The 26,131-nt window shown below is 39.9% G+C and carries 27 protein-coding genes and 2 pseudogenes; 13 read left to right on the forward strand and 16 right to left on the reverse strand.

From position 1 onward, the window contains the following. The first annotated feature begins 16 nt into the window (after nucleotides 1–16). From ACFJIZ_RS14205 to ACFJIZ_RS14230, 6 genes are read left to right on the forward strand one after another with little or no spacing between them, the layout of a single operon-like run. Nucleotides 17–718, forward strand: coding sequence for a hypothetical protein (locus tag ACFJIZ_RS14205; protein WP_379085237.1), 702 nt, complete (start codon nucleotides 17–19; stop codon nucleotides 716–718). Next, nucleotides 715–1,224 carry a hypothetical protein gene (locus ACFJIZ_RS14210; protein WP_379085240.1) on the forward strand — a complete coding sequence of 170 codons (510 nt, stop codon included), beginning with the start codon at nucleotides 715–717 and terminating at the stop codon, nucleotides 1,222–1,224. The genes ACFJIZ_RS14205 and ACFJIZ_RS14210 overlap by 4 nt, the downstream gene beginning before the upstream one ends. A gap of 39 nt (nucleotides 1,225–1,263) precedes the next feature. Further along, a complete protein-coding gene (locus ACFJIZ_RS14215; protein WP_379085243.1) occupies nucleotides 1,264–1,977 on the forward strand; it encodes a hypothetical protein in 714 nt (237 codons plus the stop codon). A gap of 16 nt (nucleotides 1,978–1,993) precedes the next feature. Next, on the forward strand, nucleotides 1,994–2,938 hold the full coding sequence (locus ACFJIZ_RS14220) for a gliding motility-associated C-terminal domain-containing protein (protein ID WP_379085245.1): 945 nt from the start codon (nucleotides 1,994–1,996) through the stop codon (nucleotides 2,936–2,938). Nucleotides 2,939–2,965: 27 nt separating this feature from the next. Beyond that, nucleotides 2,966–3,589 carry a PorP/SprF family type IX secretion system membrane protein gene (locus ACFJIZ_RS14225; protein ID WP_379085249.1) on the forward strand — a complete coding sequence of 208 codons (624 nt, stop codon included), beginning with the start codon at nucleotides 2,966–2,968 and terminating at the stop codon, nucleotides 3,587–3,589. Continuing rightward, nucleotides 3,502–3,939: a type IX secretion system membrane protein PorP/SprF gene (locus ACFJIZ_RS14230; RefSeq protein WP_379094045.1), complete on the forward strand. Its 438-nt coding sequence runs from the start codon at nucleotides 3,502–3,504 to the stop codon at nucleotides 3,937–3,939. The genes ACFJIZ_RS14225 and ACFJIZ_RS14230 overlap by 88 nt, the downstream gene beginning before the upstream one ends. Nucleotides 3,940–3,944: 5 nt before the next feature. On the opposite strand, the gene ACFJIZ_RS14235 is transcribed toward ACFJIZ_RS14230, so the two are convergent. Beyond that, nucleotides 3,945–4,409, reverse strand: coding sequence for a hypothetical protein (locus ACFJIZ_RS14235; protein ID WP_379085252.1), 465 nt, complete (start codon nucleotides 4,407–4,409; stop codon nucleotides 3,945–3,947). A 164-nt stretch (nucleotides 4,410–4,573) separates the two neighbouring features. On the opposite strand from ACFJIZ_RS14235, the gene ACFJIZ_RS14240 reads away from it, so the two are divergent. Continuing rightward, the gene (locus tag ACFJIZ_RS14240) at nucleotides 4,574–8,206 is read left to right on the forward strand and encodes a S8 family serine peptidase (protein ID WP_379085255.1); all 3,633 of its coding nucleotides are present in this window, start codon (nucleotides 4,574–4,576) and stop codon (nucleotides 8,204–8,206) included. 85 nt (nucleotides 8,207–8,291) lie between these two features. Here ACFJIZ_RS14240 and ACFJIZ_RS14245 read toward each other — a convergent pair whose 3' ends face one another. The 9 genes from ACFJIZ_RS14245 to ACFJIZ_RS14285 all read right to left on the reverse strand — a co-directional run bounded on the left by ACFJIZ_RS14245 (nucleotide 8,292) and on the right by ACFJIZ_RS14285 (nucleotide 15,669). Further along, a complete protein-coding gene (locus tag ACFJIZ_RS14245) occupies nucleotides 8,292–8,795 on the reverse strand; it encodes an outer membrane beta-barrel protein (RefSeq protein ID WP_379085258.1) in 504 nt (167 codons plus the stop codon). Nucleotides 8,796–8,915: 120 nt separating this feature from the next. After that, the gene (locus ACFJIZ_RS14250; RefSeq protein ID WP_379085261.1) at nucleotides 8,916–9,113 is read right to left on the reverse strand and encodes a hypothetical protein; all 198 of its coding nucleotides are present in this window, start codon (nucleotides 9,111–9,113) and stop codon (nucleotides 8,916–8,918) included. Between the two features lie 2 nt (nucleotides 9,114–9,115). Then, nucleotides 9,116–10,141, reverse strand: coding sequence for a glycoside hydrolase family 10 protein (locus ACFJIZ_RS14255; protein WP_379085264.1), 1,026 nt, complete (start codon nucleotides 10,139–10,141; stop codon nucleotides 9,116–9,118). 144 nt (nucleotides 10,142–10,285) lie between these two features. Continuing rightward, nucleotides 10,286–10,645: a family 10 glycosylhydrolase gene (locus ACFJIZ_RS14260; RefSeq protein ID WP_379085267.1), complete on the reverse strand. Its 360-nt coding sequence runs from the start codon at nucleotides 10,643–10,645 to the stop codon at nucleotides 10,286–10,288. A gap of 65 nt (nucleotides 10,646–10,710) precedes the next feature. Next, nucleotides 10,711–11,799, reverse strand: a complete 1,089-nt coding sequence (locus tag ACFJIZ_RS14265) for a M20/M25/M40 family metallo-hydrolase (RefSeq protein ID WP_379085270.1) — start codon at nucleotides 11,797–11,799, stop codon at nucleotides 10,711–10,713. Continuing rightward, nucleotides 11,768–12,307 (reverse strand): hypothetical protein, encoded by a 540-nt coding sequence (locus tag ACFJIZ_RS14270; RefSeq protein WP_379085273.1) that lies wholly within the window; start codon nucleotides 12,305–12,307, stop codon nucleotides 11,768–11,770. The genes ACFJIZ_RS14265 and ACFJIZ_RS14270 overlap by 32 nt, the downstream gene beginning before the upstream one ends. Before the next feature lie 125 nt (nucleotides 12,308–12,432). Next, nucleotides 12,433–13,704: a DUF1501 domain-containing protein gene (locus tag ACFJIZ_RS14275; protein WP_379085276.1), complete on the reverse strand. Its 1,272-nt coding sequence runs from the start codon at nucleotides 13,702–13,704 to the stop codon at nucleotides 12,433–12,435. Between the two features lie 8 nt (nucleotides 13,705–13,712). Continuing rightward, nucleotides 13,713–13,982, reverse strand: coding sequence for a hypothetical protein (locus tag ACFJIZ_RS14280; protein ID WP_379085278.1), 270 nt, complete (start codon nucleotides 13,980–13,982; stop codon nucleotides 13,713–13,715). 10 nt (nucleotides 13,983–13,992) lie between these two features. Then, nucleotides 13,993–15,669 carry a DUF1800 domain-containing protein gene (locus ACFJIZ_RS14285; protein ID WP_379085281.1) on the reverse strand — a complete coding sequence of 559 codons (1,677 nt, stop codon included), beginning with the start codon at nucleotides 15,667–15,669 and terminating at the stop codon, nucleotides 13,993–13,995. A gap of 362 nt (nucleotides 15,670–16,031) precedes the next feature. Here ACFJIZ_RS14285 and ACFJIZ_RS14290 point away from each other — a divergent pair, with 362 nt between their 5' ends. The 5 genes and pseudogenes from ACFJIZ_RS14290 (at nucleotide 16,032) to ACFJIZ_RS14310 (ending at nucleotide 19,271) form a co-directional block, all read left to right on the forward strand. Further along, nucleotides 16,032–16,904: a hypothetical protein gene (locus tag ACFJIZ_RS14290; RefSeq protein ID WP_379085284.1), complete on the forward strand. Its 873-nt coding sequence runs from the start codon at nucleotides 16,032–16,034 to the stop codon at nucleotides 16,902–16,904. Further along, the gene (locus ACFJIZ_RS14295; RefSeq protein ID WP_379085287.1) at nucleotides 16,901–17,317 is read left to right on the forward strand and encodes a hypothetical protein; all 417 of its coding nucleotides are present in this window, start codon (nucleotides 16,901–16,903) and stop codon (nucleotides 17,315–17,317) included. The genes ACFJIZ_RS14290 and ACFJIZ_RS14295 overlap by 4 nt, the downstream gene beginning before the upstream one ends. A gap of 67 nt (nucleotides 17,318–17,384) precedes the next feature. Continuing rightward, nucleotides 17,385–18,230 (forward strand): hypothetical protein, encoded by an 846-nt coding sequence (locus ACFJIZ_RS14300; RefSeq protein WP_379085290.1) that lies wholly within the window; start codon nucleotides 17,385–17,387, stop codon nucleotides 18,228–18,230. 589 nt (nucleotides 18,231–18,819) lie between these two features. Beyond that, a pseudogene (locus tag ACFJIZ_RS14305) lies at nucleotides 18,820–19,068 on the forward strand (L,D-transpeptidase family protein); the annotation flags it as partial. Between the two features lie 71 nt (nucleotides 19,069–19,139). Beyond that, nucleotides 19,140–19,271 carry a L,D-transpeptidase family protein gene (locus ACFJIZ_RS14310; protein ID WP_379094048.1) on the forward strand — a complete coding sequence of 44 codons (132 nt, stop codon included), beginning with the start codon at nucleotides 19,140–19,142 and terminating at the stop codon, nucleotides 19,269–19,271. Between the two features lie 8 nt (nucleotides 19,272–19,279). Here the strand turns inward: ACFJIZ_RS14310 and ACFJIZ_RS14315 are convergent, their stop codons facing one another. Beyond that, nucleotides 19,280–19,585, reverse strand: a complete 306-nt coding sequence (locus ACFJIZ_RS14315) for a GNAT family N-acetyltransferase (RefSeq protein WP_379085293.1) — start codon at nucleotides 19,583–19,585, stop codon at nucleotides 19,280–19,282. Between the two features lie 78 nt (nucleotides 19,586–19,663). On the opposite strand from ACFJIZ_RS14315, the gene ACFJIZ_RS14320 reads away from it, so the two are divergent. Continuing rightward, entirely contained in the window at nucleotides 19,664–21,013 is a 1,350-nt protein-coding gene (locus tag ACFJIZ_RS14320) for a hypothetical protein (RefSeq protein ID WP_379085296.1), read from the forward strand. Nucleotides 21,014–21,018: 5 nt separating this feature from the next. Here ACFJIZ_RS14320 and ACFJIZ_RS14325 read toward each other — a convergent pair. The 5 genes and pseudogenes from ACFJIZ_RS14325 to ACFJIZ_RS14345 form a co-directional block, all read right to left on the reverse strand. After that, nucleotides 21,019–21,390 (reverse strand): annotated as a pseudogene (locus tag ACFJIZ_RS14325) (TlpA family protein disulfide reductase); the annotation flags it as partial. A gap of 11 nt (nucleotides 21,391–21,401) precedes the next feature. Further along, nucleotides 21,402–22,283: a DUF4369 domain-containing protein gene (locus ACFJIZ_RS14330; RefSeq protein ID WP_379085299.1), complete on the reverse strand. Its 882-nt coding sequence runs from the start codon at nucleotides 22,281–22,283 to the stop codon at nucleotides 21,402–21,404. 148 nt (nucleotides 22,284–22,431) lie between these two features. Continuing rightward, nucleotides 22,432–24,801 (reverse strand): M56 family metallopeptidase, encoded by a 2,370-nt coding sequence (locus ACFJIZ_RS14335; protein WP_379085302.1) that lies wholly within the window; start codon nucleotides 24,799–24,801, stop codon nucleotides 22,432–22,434. Beyond that, nucleotides 24,788–25,159: a BlaI/MecI/CopY family transcriptional regulator gene (locus ACFJIZ_RS14340; protein WP_379085305.1), complete on the reverse strand. Its 372-nt coding sequence runs from the start codon at nucleotides 25,157–25,159 to the stop codon at nucleotides 24,788–24,790. The genes ACFJIZ_RS14335 and ACFJIZ_RS14340 overlap by 14 nt, the downstream gene beginning before the upstream one ends. 308 nt (nucleotides 25,160–25,467) lie before the next feature. After that, nucleotides 25,468–26,118: a hypothetical protein gene (locus ACFJIZ_RS14345; RefSeq protein ID WP_379085308.1), complete on the reverse strand. Its 651-nt coding sequence runs from the start codon at nucleotides 26,116–26,118 to the stop codon at nucleotides 25,468–25,470. Nucleotides 26,119–26,131 lie beyond the last annotated feature (13 nt).

Below are 26,131 nucleotides of genomic sequence, written 5' to 3' on the forward strand. Positions count from 1 at the left end.
TGCGGCAGAAATAAATGTGAACGTTTATAACGCCTTTACCGAAACAGATGGAGGTGTTTGTAATACCAGCCCGCAATTTACCAGTCCAGGGGAGGCCCTTGGTGGCATCACCTTAAATACCGCTGGAGTAGGCGGCTTAACATTGAGCCAATTGGTAGCCAATCCGCAACAGGCCATAAATGGAAATGCAAGCGATTACTCTTCATTTTCTTCTGGACTGGCAAGTGTAGGTGTAGCCAACTCGGTGGCCCAAAGTTTCTACTTTGACCATAAAGCTACAGCTAATGATGGGGTAAGACTACAATTGGGCATTCAGGGCAGTTTGATTGACTTAGACCTGCTCAAATTGACTACCATTAAGTTCAATGCCTATAATGGTACTTCAACAACCCCTGTTTACCAAAGCAACCTTAGTAGCCTAGCTACATTACTGGAGCTGAATTTATTGAACCTAGTGCTGATCAATGGTAGTCCAAGTCATAAAAAATTAGACTTCACTTTTAAACCCGGTGTACAGTTTGACAGACTTGAGGTGGTATTTGACCAAGGCGTTGCCGCTGTTGGGGTATTGGGCGATGCCTTGAGATCTACGAGGTTAACCTGTCTCCTTCAATCCCCAACATTACGGTTCAGCCTACTACAGCCAACTCTACCAATGTTTGCGAAGGAAATGCTGCAAGTTTCAATGTCACTGCAACGGCCTCGGCTGGTGGTGTGATTACAGGTTACCAATGGCAATATTTTAACACAACCGACAGCACTTGGACAAATGCCCCATCTGGCACCACTAATACGTTAAACATTGCTGCGGTAACCAACGCCATGAACAATAGATGGTATAGGGCTAAGATTTCTGGTGGTAATGCTTCCTGTCCGCAAGACATGTACTCTAATGAAGTTAAACTGACGGTAAACCCGAGAGCGATTGCCAGCGACATTACCTCTACAGGCGCTACGGTTTGCCCAGGTGTTGCGGTTAATTTAACAGCAAGTACCGCAACCATAACCAGTCCATCATTTAAATGGTATACCAATGCTGCACTGACGGGTAGTCCGCTGTCTTTAACCAATCAATTGAGCGTTAGCCCCACAGTAACCACTTCATATTGGGTTACCGTGCAAGGAACGGGCAAATGTGAAAATGCCCCCAATACGGCAAAACAGGTAACCATAACGGTTAATCCTTTACAACCACCACCAGTTTTAACCATTACTTCGAACTAATTAATCTCTTAATATCTAAAAACTTAAAAAACAAACAACATGGAAACAAAATCTACTCTTTTAAAATCAAGCTTGTTAGCTCTGCTTTTATTCATTTCAAGTACAGCCTTCTCTGCCACCTATTATGTGTGTGCTGGAGCCACCTTAAATCTAAGTGCACCTGTTGTAGCAGGTACAAGTTACATGTGGGATGTTAAGCAGGGAGGCACCTCTATTTCTGGTTACCCAAGCGCTACAGCGCCAACCAGTTTGCCATCTACAGGTACATATCAGATTATTTTATTGACTACATTGGCCGATCCATTGCTTTGTGCGCCTAATAATGTGGTCAATGATTTCATCGTACTTCCAGCATTAACCCTTACCATTGCCACACCAACCAACCCAAGTTATTGCGGTTCATCAGCTACAGTCAACACTTCGGTAATTACACCAACTCTAGGGGCATTCCCAACTGGTGCACCTTATACTACAGATTTAGAAGCCGAATATAGTTACAGTGTAGTAAAAGATGGTGGTACAGCCGTAAATGGAACAACCGTGGGTACCATTAATGCCACTACTGGTGCATTTACCCTTACCGCTACTGCAGCAGGAACGTATGTAATTACAGGCACTGTAAAATATAAACAAAAAACAGGTTTTACTGGCACATTATTGGGCACTACAGGCTGTCCAACAACTTCTACTTCGCAAACCGTTACCGTAACCGGCGCACCAGCGGCACCAGTAATTACCATCAGTGCTAGTTAATTAAATAGTTTGGTCCATGTTTAGTCTAAGAATAAGTATTGTAGCAGGTCTGCTGTCGCTTTTTGCGACGGTAGGCTTTGCGCAATCTGGTTCTTCGCAAACAGTAACGATTGTCCCTGGTTCTTCCATCAAATTCACAGCTAATTCTGCCAATGCCAGTACTTATCAGTGGTTAAAAGATGGTGTAATACAGGCCGATGGTAAATCTTCAACTTATGTGGTTTCAACAGCGGGCAAATACACGGTGATCACCTATAACAATGAGGGTTGTGCTTCTGTACCTTCAGACCCCGTAATTGTAATTGTAGATCAGCCCAGTACATCAATAACTGCAGACATGGCCATCAGCAAAACATCAGAACTCAGAGCCGTAAGTACAAATGATCCATTTGAATATACACTAAGCGTTAAAAACCACGGGCCAAAAACCGCAAACATGGTTAAGGTAAAAGACATATTACCCGTAGGGCTGACATTTGAAAGTCTGATCAACCCACTGGTTGGAACGGCAACTTACAACTTGGATAGTCGAACCGTTACCTGGAATATTTTACAGATGGACAGCAGTGCTACAGCCGACCTCAAGATCAAGGTCAAGACCGATAAATACGGCATCTATAGAAATACCGCAACGGTTACAGCCAATGAAACCGACCCTAATCTAACCAACAATAGTTCTACTGATGTGAAGCCTATTCTAGGTATTACCATCCCTAATGTTTTTACACCAAATGGCGATGGCAAAAACGACACGTTTGAAATTGTTGGACTAAACCTTTACGAAACCAACGAAATTAAGATGATCAATCGTTGGCAAAGTACTGTATACGAGAAAAAAGGTTATCAAAACGATTGGAGGGCCGATGGGTTGAGCGATGGAACCTATTTCTATGTACTCAGAATAAAAACACCTACTAACACCTGGCAAGAATTTAAAGGTTACGTTACTGTAATCCATTAATCATCAGCCGAGCTTAATTTGGGAATTATGAAAAGGATTGTTCTAACTTGTTTATTTTATATGCTGCTGTTGCCCTTGTTCGCACAACAGAATGCACAATATGGCCAATATATTTTTAATGGGTTATACATTAATCCTGCTTATGCTGGCTATAAGGATGAAATTTACATGCAGGCCTTTTTCAGGTCGCAATGGACTGGTATAAAAGGTGGCCCACAAAGTTTATCTATTTCTATTGACGCGCCAGCCTACAAAGGAAAAATTGGTTTAGGAGCGATTGTTACCAAAGACAAGATAGGGGCACAAAGTTCGCTCAATGCTGTGGGCAATTTTGTATACCGCATCAAACTAGACCGCGAAGAAACCAAAACGCTTGCCTTTGGCTTAGGTGTTGGCGTAACACAAATCGGTTTAAACGGCGCCTTACTAGACCCAACAGATATCGGCGACCTACGCATCCCGGTTGGATATGAAAAAAGAACGGCCCCCGATGTAAGGGTAGGCATCCAATACACATCAGATCGGTTCTTTTTAGGCTTTTCTGCGAATAATCTGGTGTCACAATACTTAAATGCTGCCAAAGACTTCAATATCTTGAACATGAAGATCAACCTCATTTTTACCTCACTTCTTCTACTTTTTTTAAAGTAAACCAAGACCTGATTTTTAAACCAGCTTTTTTGATCAAGGATGATCTGCATGGGCCTACATCTATGGACCTCAATGCCTTTTTATTGTTCAAGGAAAAGATATGGGTAGGTGCCTTGTACCGTACCTCTGTTAAACTCTACCCAAAAAAGAACCTCCAAAATGACCTATCGAGTCAAAGCGCCATCGGTTTTATCACTGAGTTTTTTGTGAAAAGAAACTTCAGGATTGGGTACGGTTATGATTACAGTTTAAGCAAATTGGCCAATTATGATAATGGTTCTCATGAGATTTCCATAGGCTATTACCTGAATACCATTAGAAGCCAGAAAAAACTCTGTAACTGTTTTTAAAGAGGTTAATAAAAAGCTTTATGGTTAATGGTAATATGATAAGTAACTACCCCATTTGCTTTTACCTCAAAGGGAGCGATCTCTCCATTTCCTTCGAATAGATTCGCAAACAATTTCCCCTCTTCTTCAACCGTAAAGATCGAATATCTTCCGGGTTTCAATTTGCACTGGAAATAGCCATCTTTATTTGTCTTTGTAGTGGCAATCAATCTTGTGTTCACCTTGGTAAACAAAGGGGCTTGCCCTTCTACCTGATCTAGTTTTGTTACTTCATAGATGTGTAGCCTACGTTCTGCTGCTTTCCCTGTACCTCTGCTAGGGGCATCTGGCGAAGGCATTACATTGCCCTGCAACCATAAAACTCGACCAGAAACACCTTGTTGAATGCTTGGTTTTCCATCTTTGATCATTAAGCAAGAGGCTAAAGACAAACTACCTAATGCAAATAAAAATATTATTGTATATTTCATATCAAATTCTAATGTCATCTATTCATTCTAAACGCATCCTATGGTAAAAAACTTTTACCTAAAACTATATTTTCTTACACTTGCCGCACTATTTTTGATAGTGTCTCCCAATTCTTATGCCCAAATTGTCAACAAAGGAACCAATCTAAGCTTTTTAAGTCAGAATGCGCTTGATTCTACAGCAGAAATTAGACGACAATAGGCAAATGGCATTTGCTGTTGCAAAAGATAAAGGATGGGAAACTTTAAAGGTGACCAAAAAAGGTGATATCATAGCCCTGCAAGGCATTGATGAATTAGGTCTGCCGATTTACTTCATTACCTATAACAACAGTATTGCCGCAGCTACCACTGGCACCAATAAATTATATGTAGGTGGCGCCTTAGGTTTAAACTTAAGTGGCAGTACCATCGGAAACGGCAAGGTAGCCCTTTGGGATGGCGGAGCCGTGTTATTGACCCATGTTGAGTTGATCAACCGCGTAGTGACCAAAGACAATGCCTCAACCACTTCTACGCACTCTACACATGTTGCAGGTACCATGATGGCTACTGGGCTTTATGCCGCAGCTAAAGGAATGGCCTTTGCGCTTCCTCAGCTTTACTCTTTTGAATTCAATAACGATGCTGCAGAAATGTCGGCCAATGCCGCTACCTTGTTGATATCCAACCATTCTTATGGTGCAATTTCGGGCTGGAACTACAACGACGATGTTACCCCTGCCCGTTGGGAGTTTTGGGGAGCTGCTGATGCGAATGAAGATTATAAATTTGGATATTACAACAGCTCAGCCAAAGACTGGGACTTGATCTGTTACAATGCACCATATTATCTACCCGTAAAATCTGCTGGAAACAACAGGAACCAGACTGGCCCTGCAGTGGGTGCACCTTATTATCGTTACAACACTTCTGGAATAATGGCTGATGCCGGAAACAGACCAGCAGGCATAAGTTCTAACAATGGCTATGATATTATTGCAACCACAGGTACAGCCAAAAACATCTTAACTGTTGGTGCTGTTAACCCATTACCTTATGGGCCAACTAATCCTGCTAGTATACAGATCTCTTCTTTTAGCAGTTGGGGGCCAACAGACGATGGCAGGATTAAACCAGACCTCGTTGGAGATGGCGTAAGTGTAACTTCTACCAGTGATGCTAGCAATACCGCTTATACTACATTATCCGGGACATCAATGTCTGCTCCAAATGTGAGTGGTTCTTTGGTATTGCTACAGGAATTATACAGCCAAAAAAATAGTGGTGCTTATATGAGATCGTCCACTTTAAAAGCCTTGGTTATTGGCACAGCTACTGAAGCTGGAAGCAATCCTGGTCCAGACTATATCTACGGATGGGGTCTGCTCAACATGGAAGATGCCGCCAAGGCTATCTTGAATAAAGGCAGTAAAAGTATCATCAACGAAAATACCATTGCACAAGGAACCAGCCAAACGATCAGTGTAGTAGCTTCCGGCAATGGCCCATTGGTGGCCACCATTTGCTGGACAGATCCTGAGGCTACGCCTGTTCCAACTTTGACCTCTTTAAATAATGGTTCACTCCGTTTGGTCAACGACCTAGACTTAAGAGCAACTCAGGGTGCTACCACATATAGACCTTGGGTGCTCGACCCTGCCAACCCCTCGGCAGCAGCAACCACAGGTGATAATTTTAGAGACAATGTAGAACAGATCTACATTGCCAATGCCACACCGGGCAAAAGTTATACGTTTACGGTAACGCATAAAGGTACACTGCAACGAGGCCCACAAGCTTTTTCGATAGTAATTACAGGAACAGGAGGTTCGGCTTATTGTGCATCTGCCCCAACAAGCACCGCTGATACAAAAATCAACAATTTCAAGCTAGCCAATGTAGACAATACCACACCAAATACAACCTGCACCAGTTATTCTGATTTTACTGCACAGACCATTGAATTAGAAAAAGGAAAAACTTACCCACTCAACCTTACCTTGGGCACCTGTGGTGCCAATGCCGATAAGATTGCCAAAGTATTTATAGACTGGAACAATGATGGCAATTTCAATGAAACCGACGAATTGGTTGCTACAACTAACGTGATCAATGGCACGGGCAACTATACCACAAACATTACTATACCCCAAACGGTTACCATTAACAATTTCTCCTTGTTGAGAGTAGTATTAACTGAAACAAATTTAGCGGCCAATGTATTGCCTTGTGGAGCTTATGCAAAGGGCGAGACACAGGATTATCGGGTTAAATTTTTAAACCCCGCAATTGATGTGGCGATGAAGGCCATCATCGATCCAACTGCCGTAGGCTGTGCCAACCCTGCGCAAAGCGTTAAGGTAACCATTAAAAACCTAGGTACACAGAACGTTACCAATGTACCCATTACTGTTACCGTTACCGAAAACGCAACTGTTGTAGCAACTTTAACCACCCTTTATACAGGTACACTTACCCCGTTAAGTGAAGCAGATGTGACATTGTCTGGTAGTTTTAATGCCCAAGCAGGGAAAACCTATACTTTGGCCGCTAAAACAAGCTTAAGTACCGACCAAATATCGGCCAATGACCAATTGAGCAGTACCGTACAAACCAGTATACCTCCTGTAGCAACTGAAAGCAGTGCCTATCTCTGTAGTGCCTTGAATACTTATGGTTTAAAATCGAATACCAGTGGTACAGCATTTTGGTACAAGAACAACACTGATCTGACACCTGTTGCATTTGGCAATTCAGCTAAGACAACAACTGCACCAGAGAACAATACCTATTCGGTTGGGGTAAATGATTTTAAGGCAGACATCGGTCCTAAAAACAAAAACGACATTGGTGATGGTGGATATAACCAGTTCACTCCAGGAATATCTGTCAATGTACTCGCACCAATGACGATTGAAAGTGCCAAAATCTATGTGGGCAACTCAGGGCAGGTGCGGTTTACCGTAGTCAATTCATCAGGGATTGCCGTTTCTTCTACATTGCTAACCGTAACGGCAACCAAAGCTGTGCCAGGCCCTGATGCCACACCTAACGACCTCACCGACCAAGGACAGACCTATCCACTGAACCTTAACTTTCCTAATGCAGGTGCCTATACCATTAATGTAGAATACCTAGGCGGGGCAACACTCTTTAGAAACAACGTATCCAATACCAACTATCCTTACAATACTGCATTGAATATTTTCAGTATTACTGGAAACACGGCTTCATTAGATGGCAATGCCAATTATTTTAAAACCTTCTATTATTATTTATACGATATAAAGGTAAAATCTGGAGGATGTTTAGGGGGCACAAGGGTGCAGGTGCCCTTAAGTACAGTTACAGCTACAAGAAGTGGGGCACAATTGTCTTCTAGTGCTACAACCAACAATCAATGGTATCTGAATGGAAAAATAATTGCTGGCGCTACCAACCCACAGTATACGGCTGTTCAAAACGGCACCTATTATGTTGAAGTGACACTTGCTACGGGTTGTACGGTAAAATCTCAAGAAATCAGCATCTATGACATCAACTCGCCATCTACTACTAACGAAATCAACCTAAAGACTTATCCTGTACCTACAAATGGCGAATTGAACATCTATTTTGAGGTGGCACAAACCAACAATATATCTATTTTGCTGACCAACCTACTCGGACAAGTTGCCTTTAAAGAAGAAAAGCTAAATTATACGGGGAGTTATACCAATAAAATCAATCTCAATTCCTTTGCTGCAGGAGTATATGTGTTAAAGGTAAAGGTGGGCAACAAAGTCTACAACAGAAAGGTATCGTTGATCAAATAAGTTAAACATCACTACCCAACGATATTGGTGCATAAAAAAGCCCATCCTTAAAACAAGGATGGGCTTTTTCTATAATTGCAGTGAATTATAATTTGTAGCTGATACCGAATCTACCACCGCTTAGGTTACTACCGCCGCCAAATTCTAAGTTCACACCGAATTTCTCAGAAAAGAAATATCTACCGCCAACTTGGGCATCAAAACCAATACCCGAATCATATTTTCCACTGTAGGTATATCCAGAAACATCGTATTTATTACTGAAGTTATAATAGTTTAAGCCTATTCCTCCATATAAATCCCATTTTTCATCAATTTCTAAAATTCTGTTGAAATGATAATTTCCTTTTGCAGAAACTCCAAATGCAGATATCTTACCCCAACCATAAGATTTAGATTGGTAAGAAACTTCACCAGCAACCGAGATATCCTCATGTACACCGAATTCTAATCCTACATAAACTGGCGTTGCAAAAGAACTAAAGCCTAAACCAGCATTTAATACCTTGTCGCCCTTTTTGATTGGATTTTGCGCAAAAGCTACAACTGTAGCTAAACATAATGTTGTTAAAATAAAAATTTTCTTCATAGCATTGTTTTTTTAAGTATTGGACAAATATATTATATTATCATAATATTAAAAGCGTTTAGCAACTTTCATTCCAAATACTACTGATCCATTAAGCAATTACAACATTATTTATCACATCTACAGCTTATCATCAGTGTCATAGCTGGTTAAGCTCCAATTTCCTTTTGCATCTTTTTCGTAACAAACTTTATAATTTGAAGATGGGGGAATGGTAAAATGAAAGCTAAATGTATTTTCTTCAGCGTTTTTAGGAATAAAATGCTGCTTTATTGCATTAGCAGTAGCTTCGATCTGTTCTTTTGAGTGTGTTTTCATTCTCAGTCTCTGTATTGTCCAATTTTATGTTCAACAAACTCACTCTCATTGCCTGTTCTATCTACCGCCGTTACCCCAAATGCAGCTAAAGGAATCTTATCCTTTCCTGTTGTACCTCTGTTGATGGCTACCAAAATATCCAACATTGCATCTTTACGGTTCATGATCTTGTAACTCCATTTCTCTCCATATTTAAAATAGACTACCCATTTAAATACATCCTTAATTTCTGGATGATTCCATCTGATCTGCCACAAAGAGTCTTTTGGTGCTACCGTTACGATTGGTTTCTGTGGTGCTTTATTGTCCAGCCATGCACTTGTAGGTACAAGCGCCTGCTTTTGATAAGGTCCATCCAACAATCCTTGTCGTAGCTTTTCGTGTTTAACCAAAGCCGCAATGCTCCAATGCAGCGCGCCTTTGCTATTGGGCATCATCCCTCGGGTCATGATGATCTGGTTGATCACTTCATCAACATTTTTATCATCACCACCAAGCCCCACATTCATTCCTGGCCATAAATGTCTGCCTTTGGTATTTTCAGATTGCCACCAGCCTAACAGCACAGGGAAACTTAATTTTTGGGCATTCACTGTCCAATACAATTGCGGACTGAAATAATCTATCCAGCCTTTGTTGAGCCAAAGTTTGGCATCGGCATACAACTTATCGTATTGATCCATACCCTCGATAGATTCTGGATATCCGGGGCGCCATATTCCAAATGGGCTCAGTCCAAACTTCACATATTTCTTTTCAGCCTTGATTTCTTTGTATACCCTTTCTATAAACGTATTTACACTTGCTCTTCTCCAATCGCCTCTGTTCAATTTACCACCACCTTTTAAATAGGCATTCCAACTTTCCCCATCTGGGAAATCCGCACCACCGTTATAGGATTCGTAAGGATAGAAATAGTCATCAAAATGCACCCCATCAATATCATAACGTTTTACAATATCCCTAACTACCGCAGCAGAGTGGTCTTGGACTTCTTTTTTTGAAGGGTACCATCCAATATTGGCCATCTTTTAGTTTAACCACCAGTTCTGGTTTTGCTTTAACGATAGAGGTCGCACTTTCTTCGCCACCTGAAGTATGGTGCGCACGATAAGGGTTTAACCAGACATGCAATTCCATTCCACGGTCGTGTGCGGCTTCTACCCAAAATTCTAAGGATCGTAATAAGGGTCTGGAGCCTTGCCTTGTGCACCTGTTAAAAAGTACGACCAAGGTTCTAAACTACTTTTGTATAAAGCATCTGCCTGTGGCCTGATCTGTAAAATAGCGGCATTAAAGTTTAAGCGTTGTAAAAGATTGAGCAGATCAATTGCTTCTTGCTGTTGCTGGGCTGTGCTCAAGCCGGGTTTACTTGGCCAGTTGATATTGGCTACGGTTGCGATCCAAGCTGCCCTAAACTCTTGCATGGCCTTTGGAGGCTGGCTATTTAATTCATCCGCCTTTTGAGCTTTTGTAAATTGACAGTACACCAAGCTTAAGAGTACAATAACTAAAGTTGATTTTTTTAACATAAGGATAAGTCTATAAAAAAGACCCCCGATCAACTGAGATGCTTTTAATGCTTGTTTAAAATATTTTAGTTTACACCACCCTTACGAGTAGCTTTTGTTGGTGCAGGCCATTTACCTGGCTCACCGTTTCTAGGGTTAGGCGGCAATACGCTTTTTACTTTCGATGTAGTTGCAGGATCTTCGCAAGCCATGTACACCAATATTGCAGTTAGGATCGCATTGCTTCTTACATCATCAAAAACAATCTTATCATACGTATCTCTGTTGGTATGCCAAGTATAATTGCCATACGACCAGCTGTTAGAACTTAAAGAGAAGGCAGGCGCACCCGCTGCTACAAATGAAGCATTATCTGAACCACCACCACTAGGAGAACCTGGGAAAGAAGTTTTGATTTCATTTCTGATCTCTGCTGGAACTTTGGCCAACCAACGTGTTAAATAATCGTAGGCATTTAAAAACCCTTGACCTGAAAGATTAACCACCCTACCTGTTCCATTATCTTGGTTAAACAACGCTTGGATGTTCTGTACAATTTCTGGGTGGTCTTCTACAAATGCTCTTGAACCATTCAGCCCCTGCTCTTCACTACCCCAATGGCCAACCAAGATTGTTCTTTTTGGGTTAGGATAGATTTTTTTAAGGATACGCATCGCTTCCATCATGGTAATAGAGCCTGTACCATTATCGGTTGCTCCTGTACCACCATCCCACGAATCGAAGTGGGCAGACAACATCACATATTCATTTGGTTTTTCTGTTCCTTTGATTTCTGCAAGGGTATTGAAAGTAGGTACCATACCCAATTCTTTTGAATCTGTACGTACGCTGATCTTTGGTTTAATGCCCGATTCTGTTAAACGGTAAAGCAGACCATAATCTTCTAACGAAATATCAATTGAAGGAATCTTGGTTGTATTTGCACCAAAGATCTTGTTTACACCAAAACCCGATGACCAATTGCTGGTTACCACACCTAAAGCACCATTCTGCTCAAAAGCCAAAGCTAGGGCTTTTAAGTTTAAACCTGTTTTGCTGATGCGTGAGCGCCATGCATTGGTTTGCGCAGTTCTGTCTTTCTTCATTTTTTCAAATGATTCTGGCGTAGCAAATTCTTGCCAGTTATAATCCGGACGACCAGTTGGCTGGTTCATCGAGAACATTACAAATTTTCCTTTTACATTTTTGATCCAACTGGTAAAAGCAACCGAATCTGGTAGAATCAGGATAGATGATCATTTCGCCTGTTAAGGTTTTACCATTGGTACTTGGGCTCCAACCCAACTGCATGCCTTCTAGAGACTTTACCCTTGGATAAACCATATCGATATGAGAAATACCTCTCTCCCATCCTTTCCACTCGCCCCATTGCTCATTTTTTGCCGGGATGCCCCAAGCTGTGTATTTAGCCACTGCCCAGTCATTTGCCTGTTTCATTTGTGGTGTGCCTACTAAACGTGGTCCGATCTGATCTAAAAGTTCGTGCGCCAACTTTTCTAGTTGAGAGTTTTCGGTTGCTTCTTTTACGATCTTTTCAATAATCGGGTCTTTGCTCTGGGTTTGTGCAAAAGTAATGCTGCTGCTCAGCATTGCCGCTACAAAAAAGAGCTTTGTAGCCTGCCCAATCACAGAAAGTTTTAGGGAAGTTTGATTAGTTTTCATTATTTATCTGTTAAATAGTTTAGCCCGAAAGATAAGACTTTGTGCTTGTTTTAACAATAAAACAAAACCCCTAGAGGCCTTTTAACGCCTGTAGGGGTTTACTTATCAAATAAGTTACAAGTTGCTTAGGCTCCTCGCATCACGCCGATCTGCTTTCCTGTCCAGTCTGGGAAAAGAACTTTATCGTTGTTGATCCCAAGATGCTTATCTGCAACTTCGCTAAATACACTTCTAAAATCGGTAGTTACCGGTAAGTCTCTTCCATCTTCTAAGTTTTCTTTACTTAAAGGGTTGACCACACCATGTACCAAGCCTCCATTTACACCATTTCCTAAAATAAAGTTGCAAGAACCACGTCCATGATCGGTTCCGCCTGTACCATTCTGTGCTACCGTACGTCCAAACTCGGTCATGGTCATTACGGTTACTTCATCCTGATAGCGACCCATATCTGTCCAAAATGCCATGATGCAATTGCTTATATCGTTCACATTACGTGCAAATATACCAGTGTCTGCCCCTTGGTTAAAGTGGGTATCCCAACCACCCGATTCGGTAAAGGCAACCTCCATTCCAACATCCATTTTGATCAACTGGGCAATCTGTTTTAACGAATTGCCCAAGGCTGTATTTGGATAAACGGCCCCATTTTCTGGTGTGTAATTTTTTGGGTCTGTTTTTTTGAGCATCTTGATGGCATCAAAACTTTCTTTGCCGGTATTTTTGAGCAAACCAGAAGAAGTTTGGTCATAAAGGTCTTCGAAGCTTTTTGAAGCCATGTTGGCACCTGCTTGGTTACCTTTTAACTGGATATTGAAATCTGCCAGGTTACTGATCGCAACAGCTGGATTATTGCCATAAAAAGACCTTGGCAATGAAGAAGTTAAACTTACACCCTGAAAAGGTGTAGCAGCATCATGGCCAAGCAAACCTACCGCACGGTTCAACCAACCGCTTTCTGTGCCCTTGTTAAACGGCGTACCCGATTCCATAAAGTCTTGGGCATCAAAGTGCGAACGCGTATTGTTGGGCGAACCTATGCCATGTACAATTGCCATCCGTTTTTCGCGGAACATCGGCTCGAAAGCACTCATTGCTGGGTGCAGACCAAACTTCCCATCCAAATCAATCAAAGGTTTGGTTTTCCCACCTTGTGCGGCCGACATAAACAAATTCGGGCGTGCTGCTTTTAGATATTCGTCCGTAAAAGGTGTTACGGCCATCAACCCATCCATTGCGCCCCTTTGGAAAATGCAGACCATTACTTTCCGTTTCTGATATAGGCCAGGTGTAATCGTTCCGGCAACAGCATCGGCCAAAAAGCCAGGTATACCACCTAAACTGATTCCAAACAACGCCAAACCACCTGCCTTGATAAATCCTCTTCTTGAAGTCATGATAAATATTATTTACGTTGAAACTCTGGTGAACCGATAATTACACCTATTACTTGGGCAAGCATCGTATTTGTACCCACTTTTTGAGTTGGTGTAATGTTGCCCTTTGGTTTATTGGCTCCTTCTTGCATCATATTGGCATCTTCATTCGCCATGGTATTCATTTGTTGCGGCGGAGCTGTTTTCGCTGCAGCTTTGGCCACATTGTTCTCTAAATTAGGATCGTTGAGCATTGGTTTCAACCTGGCAATGGTTTCGTCCAATTTTCTTTCGGGCATAAACAACTGACTATAGATCGACCAAAGCAGCCTCTGCGCTTTCTGGTTCATGGTTGTCGTTCATTGCGCCTAGATCAAAAGTAATGCCCGGTATCCGTTTCGAGGCTAAGGCCAAGCCGAAATTCATCCTGTTCAACAGCGAACCTGTGTTGATCCAATATTGACCTCTATCTGGAAAACCTGTAGGTGCTTGGTAATAATACATCTGCTGTCCCATTTTATTGATCCAGGTATACAGTTGATAAGGTTGGCCAACTTTGGCATCTAAACTTCTTACCGCACTGATCGCCAACTCAAATGGCGATTTTGTTTTCTCCCTTAAGGCATCTTTCGACCAAAATTCTGGCGCGCTGGCCATGGTGATCATCACACTTTTTATATTGCCATCGCTGTTTAAAAATGTTTTGGCCATTTTGTCGATCAAACTTTGCGGTGGATTATCACTTACAAATCGGATAGCCAATTTTTTAGAAATAAACTTCGCTGTAGATTTATGATGGGCCAACATCTTTAACAGTTCAACTCCTTCTTCATAACCTCCACCCGCTGCGAATTTTTTACCCAACACTACTTTTTCGCCATTGTCATGTCTATTCATCGCAAAAAGAAAGTCGCCCTCATGTACAAAACCCCTTTTGCTCAGGTTATCATCACCAATACGTTCTAATACTTTTTTCATAGGTGCCCCATAGCCATTATCGCTCATGGGTGCTATTGTCCAACCTGTTAAAATACGAGCGGCTTGGGTAACATCGCTTTGTGTGTAACCACCGTCCACACCTAAGGTATGTAGTTCCATTACCTCACGTGCATAGTTTTCGTTTAACCCAGGTTTTTTGTTGTTCTGTTGGTTTTGCAATTTGGCTCTTTGCAATGCCAATTGAGCTTGTCTCTTTTGTCGCTGTGCAGGTGTGGCCATCACCATATCATCGGCAGGAGCAGGCGTAACTACATTGGTTCCTGAGCTGCTAAAATTATCCAGGTACATCAGCATTGCAGGCGATTTAGCTGTACTTAGTACCAGATTTTCGAATTTACCAAACACATTTGGCCTGATCACATCACGCTCGTAGGCTGGCACATAAGAAGCACACTGGTTTTTACTTAAGGATACATTAAAATGGTTGAACCAGAAATCTGTCATCAGTTCTTTGAGCTGGTTATTGGTATAGATCGCTCTTAATATTTTCTGGTTGATAAACTGTCTATATAATTCTTGTTGTGGCTTGTAGCCTTTATCTTTCATGTAGCTGGTCAATGTGGCCCTGTATTCTTTTGTATTGGCTTTATTTACAGAATCTTTATGGATATAACCATCCTTAACGGCGAAACGGACAACCTGTGCATTTCTAGGAAAGATGTTTTCTACTTCGGTATTGCTAAGATTGATCGCATCGTATTTGCTCAATTGTTGGTCTAGTGCCGCATCTTCCAAATTACCATCTAACTGTTGCTCCAACCATTTTCCGAGGCCAGTTTTTAAAACAACATCAATGTCTCCTTCTTTTGCGCCATACGTAAAGCGGCTTAACAAATGTGCTGCAGCCTGTTTTTCGGTCAAACCTGCTTGTTTGTAAGGCAATACGATTTTTTCTTTTTCGAATGCGTTTCTTGCAAATGAAGAAAAAACAATCGCACAGCTAAATGCAACAACTGTAAAATAAAAACTATGGATCTTAATTTTCATTGGATTTGAGCTTAGTGGATAATCAACGTTATGACAATAGAAAAACAAGAAAGATTAATGCCTTCTGTGATTTAATAACAATTTAAAGATACAAATGGTTAATATTTTTTCCTACTAGTTAAATAACATGAGTATAATGCTTTAAAATCAATTAAGTTTCTTAAATAGAATTTTTATTTTCTACTTTTACATCTACAATAATTTAGGGCTAAAACAATGGTTATTTGCAAGTTAATTCTTGATTAAATTTTAAAAAAAATAATATTTGTTGTAACTTTTATCTATATTGTATTATGATCTAGGCATTTACTTTGGTACTTCTACTTTAATGTTAACTAAACGAACATCTCAATTCAAAGCGTATGGCAGTTAGAATAAATCGGTTATTAAAAATTGGTTTTGCTTTTTTTCTGATTGTTGCTACATTCTATCCCAAGCAAGCACTTTCTCAAAACACTTTTGAAAGAGACCTTAAAAAGAAAATGGACTCCTTGATTTCTGAAAAAGGACTCATTATCATTAGTCAAACCATGTTGCCCAACAATAGTGTGGCCAGCATCATGACCCCATCTGGTTGGGGCAGTTATGGCACATTTGTTTTTGCAGTGTTGGGGGGTATTTACCCAGCTGGTTATACCAACGACCCCGATCTAATTGGTTCTGCAGGAATTACATTTGGCAATCCATCAAAATTTGTCAACGTATCGGCAAGTGTCAATGTAACCAGGGTAAGCGAGCTTAAGGACTTTTCATACAATCTGGTATTGAGTAAAGAGATATTTAAAAGCAGCAGTATATCTGTTGGTGCCTTACAGCTTTTTGCTGATAAAAACATTTCTGATGCGCCATATCATACCTATTACGTCGCATTTAGCCATGCTGTACAAACCGTACCTTCTAAAAGGCCTGGTTTTGCCGCTTTGGGCTATACCATTGGTTTTGGTACGGGCAGGTTCTTGTACAAAAGCCCTTATGATATAGACCGAGGAAAAGGAAAATATGGTACTGGGATTTTTGCCAGCATTTCTTACGAAGTATTTAAACAAGTAAACATCAATGCAGAGTGGTCTGGCTTAAACCTAGGCTTCTCTACAGGCTTTAGACCAATCAAAAACTCTAACGTTACCGTTGGACTAGGGGTTTACAACTTGACCAAATATACTGGCGACAAACCAGGTTTCATAGCTACATTAGGTTTACCAATATCTTTAGAAAGAAGAAATAACTATAAATGAGAAAATTCATTTTTATTATGCTGTTATGTACAGCATTCGGCGTAAAATACGCAAGCGCACAAGGCGGGGCAAATAACAACTCCGATTTAAGGGTACCAGTACCGGGAAGTGTAAATACAACGGCTCCTTATATCAGGGTAATTGTACCAACGCCGCCATCAATGCCTCCAATGCCAGGCGTACCGGCAGTTTCGCCAGTACCAACTTTGCCTTCTGGAGGATTGTTACCTGCCGTACCACCATCGCCTGCTTTACCAGCAGGACCAACTGGCGGCGCACCTACTTCTGGACCAGCAGGACCTGGAGCTGGCGGACCACCAGCAGCAATAGGTGGGATTTTACCAAACCTACCTATATTACCTCCGGTACCTCCTATTCCGCCACTTCCGGAAGTAAGACTACCTGCGGCCTAACCAATCATAAACTTTTAGATATAGCCTAAACAAGCAACCCTATATCTTTACTATACCGAAACAATGCATGAATAACGAAACAAAGTTTAACCTAAAAACCACCCTATTACTCTTACTGCTCTTGGTTACCTTTACGGTGAATGCGCAAGAGAAGCGCCGTGTATTTGCGTTGAAGCAAGGAGATGAATTTCAAAGAGAGATTTTAACCAATTCTAAATCTGTTATTCAGAGAGGCAAACAAACCTTAAATGTAAATTCTGTTTCTTCACTGACAAAATCATATGTAGTAACATCTACTTCGCCCAATGGCAATGTAATGAGTGTTAAAATCAAAAAGATGGATAACCTTATTGATGCATTAGGGCAGCGTTTGCAATACAACTCTGAGGCTAGAAAAGATTCTAGCTCTATCATTGAAAGGGCACTAAACCATATGGTAAACAAACCTGTTGAAGTTACGGTTGATAAAAATGGTGTAATCCTTTTCTCTAATACGTACAAGTCTGAAATGGCTACCGATACCCTTGTTGCTTTTGCAGGTATCGAGCCAGAAATATTTGAGAGAGGTACACTTTTAAATCTATTTGCAGATGTAACCTATAGCCCAACTATCAAAAAAGGCTTTACATGGACTGATTCTGTTCAGATCAACTCGCAAAAATTAAATACCAAATTCTGGGTAGAAGACATTACACCAAAAAATACCATTATCAAATTTAGCACCAAGATCGTAAGCCAATTGATCAATAGCAATTCTAATGGTACTTATATTGTTGACAATGAAAGCGGCCTTATCATTGAAAAATTGGTCTATACCATTTCTACCGGTTACCAGATTTCTGCAGGCAGAGTGATCTATGCAGTTTCTAGATCTACCAGTTTATCGGAAAAAATCAAGAAAGTTAGTCGATAAAAGACCCAAGATATTTTACAAAGCCCTTGTTATTCAATTAACGAGGGTTTTTTTGTTTAAAGCCAGTTATATTAGCCAATATTTATGCCACTTTACCAGTGCCAAATATTAGTGGAATCGAATTAAAAAAATAATAACTATTAATTTAGTTTATTTTTAAAATAAGTTTATCTTTAATAAATAATTTAAACTTATGCGGTACTTTAGTCTATTTCTATTGCTTGGTCTAGTTGTTTTTTTCTGCGTGTGGCAACAAATAAAAGACCCTGAATTTCGTACAACTTCTAGTAAATCTGCTGCAACAAAAGAGAGAAGAAAGAACACAGGAGTAAAGTGGCATGATTCTTTAATGAACCATCTACCCAATGGGATAGATACTTCGATTATTGTTAAAGACATTAACGGCACACCTTTAAAGTTTGCGCAATATGTAAAACCTGTATTTAATCATGACGCCATCGTTTACCAAGACAGGGGTGAGTGGAGATTGCATCGTTTAACAGAGCGTTCGCAAGACTCACTTAAAAAAGATGATTATGCGGTAGCAAGCTCAGAGCGATGGGAAGCCTATAGAAATCCAGATACCATTATGGATTGGCGGGTAAAGCTCGATAACCTGTCGCACATCCTTGCACAGGCAGACTATGTATTGGTATTGAAAGCACAACGTAAAATGTTGATCAAACGCAAGGGCAAAACAGTTAAAACTTTTAACATCAACATGGGCTGGGCGCCTGTAGGCCATAAAGAAAGAGAGGGTGATGGCAAAACACCTGAAGGTCTTTATCACTTGGACAGGAAATATGACCGTAGCGATAAGTTTTATAAAAGTTACTGGATCTCTTATCCGAGCATCAAAGAAAGGCAGGCCGCTAAAAGAAAGGGTATTGACCTGGCTTTGGGGTTTCGATACATGGTACAAGTCCTGGCAAAACCAATGCAAAAGATTGGACAGCAGGCTGCATTGCCTTACAGAACAAAGATATCGATACCTTATTTAATTATATCGCCGATGGCACCTTGATAGAGATCAGGAAATAGAATGAGGATCAATGCTCCCCTTCTGCTTTTACCCAAATGTCTTCAAATTCTTGTGGATGCCTTTTAAACTGGGCATGCACAAAAGGGCAAAGCGGAACAACTTTAAGTTGATGGGCACGGGCATAAGCGACCATTGCATTGAGCAATACCTTTGCCAAACCTCTGCCTTCTGCTTTTGGTGATACTTCTGTGTGATAAACTGTAAGTTCAGCCCCAGAAATGGACAATACCATTTCTCCTAACTGTTCTTCGCCTTCCATAATTACAAAAGCACCTTGGTTCTGTTCGTTCAATTTTAATATTGCCTCTTCCATATTGAATTTTTAAGCAAGTTAATAAATATTAATCGAACTCCATTACCCAAAAATTATCAATACCTTAAATGCGATTTGATGGAACACCAACCCATGAACAATTTTAAAATAGACCAGCAAACCTACAAAGACCTTGATATTTTTACAGAGTCGAATGATTCTGATTCTATTTTCAGCCTCTTTAAAGGAACAAGGACTTTAGGAGGTAGGGACAAACTAAGGTGGATGATGTTAAATCCATTTTCAGTTTTGGAGGGCATGGAAGCCAGAAAGCAAGCCATCAGTTATTTTTATGAGCATCAGCTTCATTTTGATGTCAAGAATGAGGAAATAGACCTGATCCTCCATTATCTAAAGTTGGACAAAAGAAAATCGAGGAAAAACCCACTTGATGCTTTTGCCAGATATGTAACCAAAAACTCGAGCAATGAGCATTACATTATTGCTACAGGTTTAAAGTACATCATTAGATTGACCCACTATCTTACCCAATTTGTAGCCCAAAACCTAACAGAGCATACAGGGCTGTATCTAAAAGTGCAAGCCCAAAAAATTATAGCTATTATACAAGAAGGTACTTTTAAAGAAGCACTACAATTGTATGGCAAGAAACTTCGCTTTTATCAATTGATTAAGCTTGACCATGCTTTTAGAGGGGAAGACAAAGAAAAGCTACATGAACTATTGGAAATTGTTTACGAATTGGACGTTTTTGAAAATGTAGCATCTGTTGCATCCAAAAACCAGTGGTGTTTTGCCGATTACAATCCATCACCAATGTTAGACGTTGTAGTAGATGGTTTTTTTCATCCTCATTTAACTGAACCGATCAAGAACAACATCTCTATTCATGACCGTAACAATATGATTTTCCTAACCGGACCAAACATGGCTGGCAAATCCTCATTGCTCAAGTCTATTGGTCTAGCCATTTACCTCTCGCACCTAGGTTTTCCCGTACCTGCAAAAGCAATGCGCACCACCATATTTGATGGATTGATCACCACCATTAACTTACCAGATAACCTAGATGAGGGCCTGAGCCATTATTACAGTGAAGTTAAAAGGGTAAAAGAAGTGGCTTCCTCTCTATTGAACCAACAAAAGATGTTTGTGATCTTGGATGAGCTGTTTAGAGGTACCAATGTAAAAGATGCCTATGATGCCTCTTTGCTGATCATTACCGAGTTGGCCAACATCAACAATGCGGTGTTCTTTATTTCTACACACATTGTAGAACTGGCAGCACAATTGAAAAACATTCCAAATATTTCTTTTAGGTATATGGAAACATTCTTTGAGCATGAAAAGCCCGTTTTCACCTATCAACTTCAAGAAGGCATTTCTAATGAAAGATTAGGCATGTACATTGTAGAAAACGAAGGCATTATTGAATTGATCAAACAGGCTTACCAAACTAAAGGATAATCGAATTATCCCTTAATAAGTTTAGCTACAATTTGGTCTACTTCTTCTGCAGTAGGTACTACAGCTAATATCGTACCTTTCGCATCTACCAATACCTGTATTCCAGCACCATTATTGATCGAATATTTGTTCCAAATTCCATGTTTGTCGTCCATTTCTACTAAATTCAACCAGGTAAACTGTTCTTTCTTTAACCTGCTCAACAAAGCATCGGTATTTTTAAATTCTCTGGCAATGCCCACAACAGTAAAACCCTTGTCTTTATATTTTTTGTAGATCGGTACAATATGTTGGGCTTTTGCAATACAGGGGCCACACCAAGAACCCCACAGATTGATCAGAGCTATCTTTCCTTTAATCACCTTTGAAAGGGTAACCTCTTGACCTTTTAATTAGGCGCTGTAAAATCTACAAATTGGTTGCCTGGAAATATTTTGATAATACCAGCCATAGCATCGCCAACTATTTTGGTATAAGGGTGCTTCGGAAACTTTATCGCATATTTTTGATAAGTCTCATCAGCTAGCGTGGCCAGATATCTATTTTCTTTGGCATTGTACTGCACATCCCGAAATAAGAGATAATAATTGCCAATGTTTATATTCTGATTAAAATACGCATATTTCCATTTGTATTTGGCATGAGCAAGACTATCAAACCTTGCCTTTAATTGTTGGCCAGAAGGTGAAAGATCGACACCTGTTTTTCTTAATTCATCCATCTTTTGATAGAATGGTTGTGCCTCTACCCCATCCTTGGCTTTTCTTACCTCTACCAACACGTTTTCAAATGCTTGACTATAGTAATCCTTGACGTCGTATAGTTTTTCCCTTTCCTTATTTAAAACTTCATTTATGGCCTTGTATCGGTTTTCTGAAAGCTGCATAAAGGCATAATAAGCTTCGTTGATTGCTCCACCCTTGATCAGGTTTTTATCATGGTTTTCCATATCGTTCAAGGTCAGTTCAATTACATTTTGATCTGGGAAAACAATTACCGGACGCCAGGCCCCTTTTTCATATTCATCCTCAAATACCAATTGATAGGCTTCTACCTCTTTTGCTGTAAACGTATACTCAAATTTATGGTCTACAATGGATATAGTGGGTTTGTCTTCTGTTCGAAGCGAAGTTGTACTTGGAACAATAAAGATGGTTTTACTGTCTCTACCTAGCACTTTACCTTTTAATGTTATTGTGGTTTGTGCCAATAGGCTTTGGGTACTCGATAGTAAAATAAAAGCGATACCATATTTAAGAAATATTTTCATGCAGCTTAGCTTAAGTTTTTTGAAGAATTTGAAACTAATATTCTATTGCCCTCTGTTGTTACAGCATTTTTCAGCTTTTATTTAATTGCTATTTTTTGAAGGAGCATTCTGTACACTGCCCGTATTCAAGTTTTTCAATTGGATGTATTTATCCAAATCTTTTAGGATCAAAGCCTTTCTTTTTCATATCGGCCACAAATTCTGGGGTAACGTTATAATACCTCAAACTCATAATCTGGTTAATGGAAACATTGGTAAAGCCCATTTTTTGAAATCCTTTGATAAAGTCTGCAGTTACGCCACGCGCTTTAAGTGCATTGTATTGGTTGTATGAGATATTGTCAAAACCAACATCTTTAAAACTTTTGATGTACTCTGGTGTAATGCCTTGCGATTTTAGACTATACAAGGTATTAAAAGGGATATTCTTTAGACCAGCATCCTGAAAACTCTTGATATATTCTGGGGTGATGTTCTGTGACCTTAACGAAATCAAGGTATTCAATGTAATGTCTTTGAAACCGAGGTCTTGATAACCTTTAACAAATTCTGGGGTGATCCTTTGCGATTTTAGACTATAGAAGGTACTTAGTGGAACATCTTTAAAACCAATCTGTTGAAATCCGTTGATAAACTCTGGCGTAATGTTCTGATTTTTCAAGGTCATCAGACTACTTGTGCTCAAGTTTTTGAGGCCAATGTCTTGAAAACCTTTGATAAATGCAGGTGTAATGCCTTGCGATTTCAGCGTAGTTATGGTCTGGCTGCTCAGGTCTGGGAAACCTGTATCACGTACCGCAGCTATATAATTGGTATCTACCTTCATGGCCTTACTCCTGATGATCTCTGTTGGTGTAGGTTTTTCTTCGGGCAGGTTATCCTTACTTGGCAATTTAAGTTTGGCTTTGCGTAGGCTGTTGATATAATCGCCGGTAATGCGTTGCGATTTAAAGCTGATGATCTGCTGTAGGGTAAGATCTGCATAACCCACCTTACGAATGTCGTTTACATATACACTATCAATCTTTAATGATTTTAATGTAACCAGGTTATTAGGTGTAATATTGGTGTAACCTATCTTTTTCCAATAGTTGATGTAGTCTGCATCTATTTTAAAGGCCGACATGGAGAGGATCTGGTTCTTGGTCAGGTCTTTAAAGCCATTGTCATTTAAAAACTGTACGTAAGCACGTTTAACATCCATCATAAAGAAGGCAAAATATTCTTCATCTTCCATGTCTTTGATGTTTTTAAAAGCAGCAAAATCTTTAAATTCTTTGTTCAACGTAAACTTGTAACGTCCATAACCTTGGTCTTCGTCAAACTTTCCGTTAAAGACTACGGTTCCCGCTTCTCTGGTAATGGTAAATTCGGCCTTTTCGTTTCTTGGCAAGGTTGAAAACTCTTTCAGGCTAAAGTTGGCACTGCTAGACCAGCGATGGTTTTCGTCGTTGTCGTCACTTTTAAATTCAACGTTCACCTTATCATCTTTAATGGTAGCGAACCATAGTCCTTTAGATTGGTTTACTTCTTTTGTTAGCAGGAACTTATCCATATCAGGTGTAGTTTCTGTACCTAATTTCGCAAAGGCGACAGGTTTGTTTAAGCCTGCCAATAATACCACCAACATAGGTAGGATAATAAAATACTTCCACATGATGTGGACATTTGATTTTTTTGCACTCATCATAACAATTCGTTTTTGTAAGAGGGATTGGTTATAGTTTGTTGTAATATTCATTGACCAGTTTGGAACGGCTACCTTTAGCAGGTTGAGCTGATAGGATTCCATTTCTACTTGGTGGTGGTTCAATACGGCATGATCGGCCAGAAACTCAAGGTTACTTTCCAATTCTTTACGGTACAGCCAGGCAAAGGGATTAAACCACTGTACTACCAATACCAGCTCTGCCAAGATCAGGTCAAAGCTGTGTCCTTGTTGGATGTGTACCTTTTCGTGGATGATGATCTGGTTGTAGGTTTCCCAATCGTATTTGCTTGGATTGATGAAAATGATATTGCCAAAGGAACAGGGCGCTTTATCATTGTCGAGCTCTACGATCTTGAAGATGCCATCTTTGATCACGGGCTTTTTATAGGCCTGATAAAACAGTACGAAGAACTGTACCAACAGATTGGCTCCTAGTATAGCGACACCACACCAATAGACCCAAAATACCCATTGAACGAGGCGTTCTGTTAAAGGCACTTCAGGAGCCTTTGCCTGCACGATGGGCTCAGCTATGGCCAAAGGCTTGTCTGTTACTTTTTGATCCATAGCGCCTAGGTCCTGTGCCGCTACAGCTGTTGATGCTATAGGTGTGGTTATTGCTACCGCACCTGCCCTAAAAGAAAATTGCTCCGGAACCGGAACCAGTGGCAGGATAAATGCCAAGACCAAGCAACAAAGCAACACAACTCTGTTTAAGCGATAATAGGTTTCTTTCTGTAGCAACAGCTTATAAAAAACAAACCAAATGGCAAGGATCAGGGCTACATGTAGGCTATATGGTATCATCTTTTTTTGCTTTAATAATGCGCATGATATCGTTCAGTTCTTGTTCAGATAACTTTTGGTCTTTGGCAAAAAAGGCAAGCATATTGGGATACGAATTATCAAAGTATTGACTTACGATATCTTTCATCGCATGTTTTTGATAATCTTCTTTAGCGATGATCGGGAAGTAGCAATAAATGTTGCCTATAGGTTCATGTGATAAGAAACCTTTGTCTTCTAAGATCTTTACCATGGTAGCCACCGAATTGTAATGTGGTTTGGGATCTGGAAGTTCGGGAATGACTTCTTTGATAAAAGCTTTTCCAAGTGCCCAAAACACCTGCATGATCTGTTCTTCTCTTTTTGCCAACTTTTGCATATCAGTAATTTTAAATCTAATTTAATACTAATGCATTAGTATAACAACTAATCGATTAGTATTATTTGCAAACAACTGATATTCAGCAGATTTAATTTTAATTCGAACTATTCACAAGAAATGCTATTTTGTAAAACCTTTCATTTAGATTACAAGCGCACAAAAAAAGCATCAACCATTAAGTTGATGCTTTTTATACTCTAGCCCATAAAATACAGGCCGTCATGATATGATAAACTATTTCTTATATTCTTTATCGATCAATTTATTGATCTTCTCAATATTCTTTATGCATGTGTTATATTGATTCACAATATCCTTAGGATCTCAAGTCCAGTTCCTACATTATATACTTCTTCGGACTTTAGCAATACCATGAAGTTATTAGTTGTATCCGTTGTTCTTTTTAGATTTTTATTGAAATAGTCTTTCAATTTTTGTTTTTCGGCATTGTAATAATCTGTTAAGGCAATTAAAAAAAGAATGTTTTCTTGATAGAGGTCTGTGATTTCGTTTTGTAGTTCTTTGTTCTCAATGGTACCAATCTTTCCGGCAGATTTAAAGCCCTCGAACCTTCCATTATTTGGTATTAGTCCTGTCGAATTAAAAAGTACATCTTGATAAACTTTAATACTATCTCCATTTATTGCCTCATTCAATTTAACGCTTCTCAAGTAGCGATAGGCTTTTCCACTCAGTATAAACCTATGTTTATCAGCATTCATTTCATTCAGGTCATTTTTCAAATCCGCCTGTAGGCCTAACAAAAAATCCTTCACATCTTTTTGTTGGTGCGCATGTTCACTTCGCCCGTGTAACCAAATAGACAGGGAAACCGCAAACACAATGATCAGAATTTCTAATACAAACTCTTTCACCTTTGCCCAAAAACTATGCTCTTTGCTATTCCAGACTTTATAGATTTTTTTAGTATGCTTGATTACTTCCTGTTCGGCCATAGGGTCATGATTT

Source organism: Pedobacter sp. UC225_65, assembly GCF_042698365.1.
In the GTDB taxonomy this organism is placed as follows: domain Bacteria; phylum Bacteroidota; class Bacteroidia; order Sphingobacteriales; family Sphingobacteriaceae; genus Pedobacter.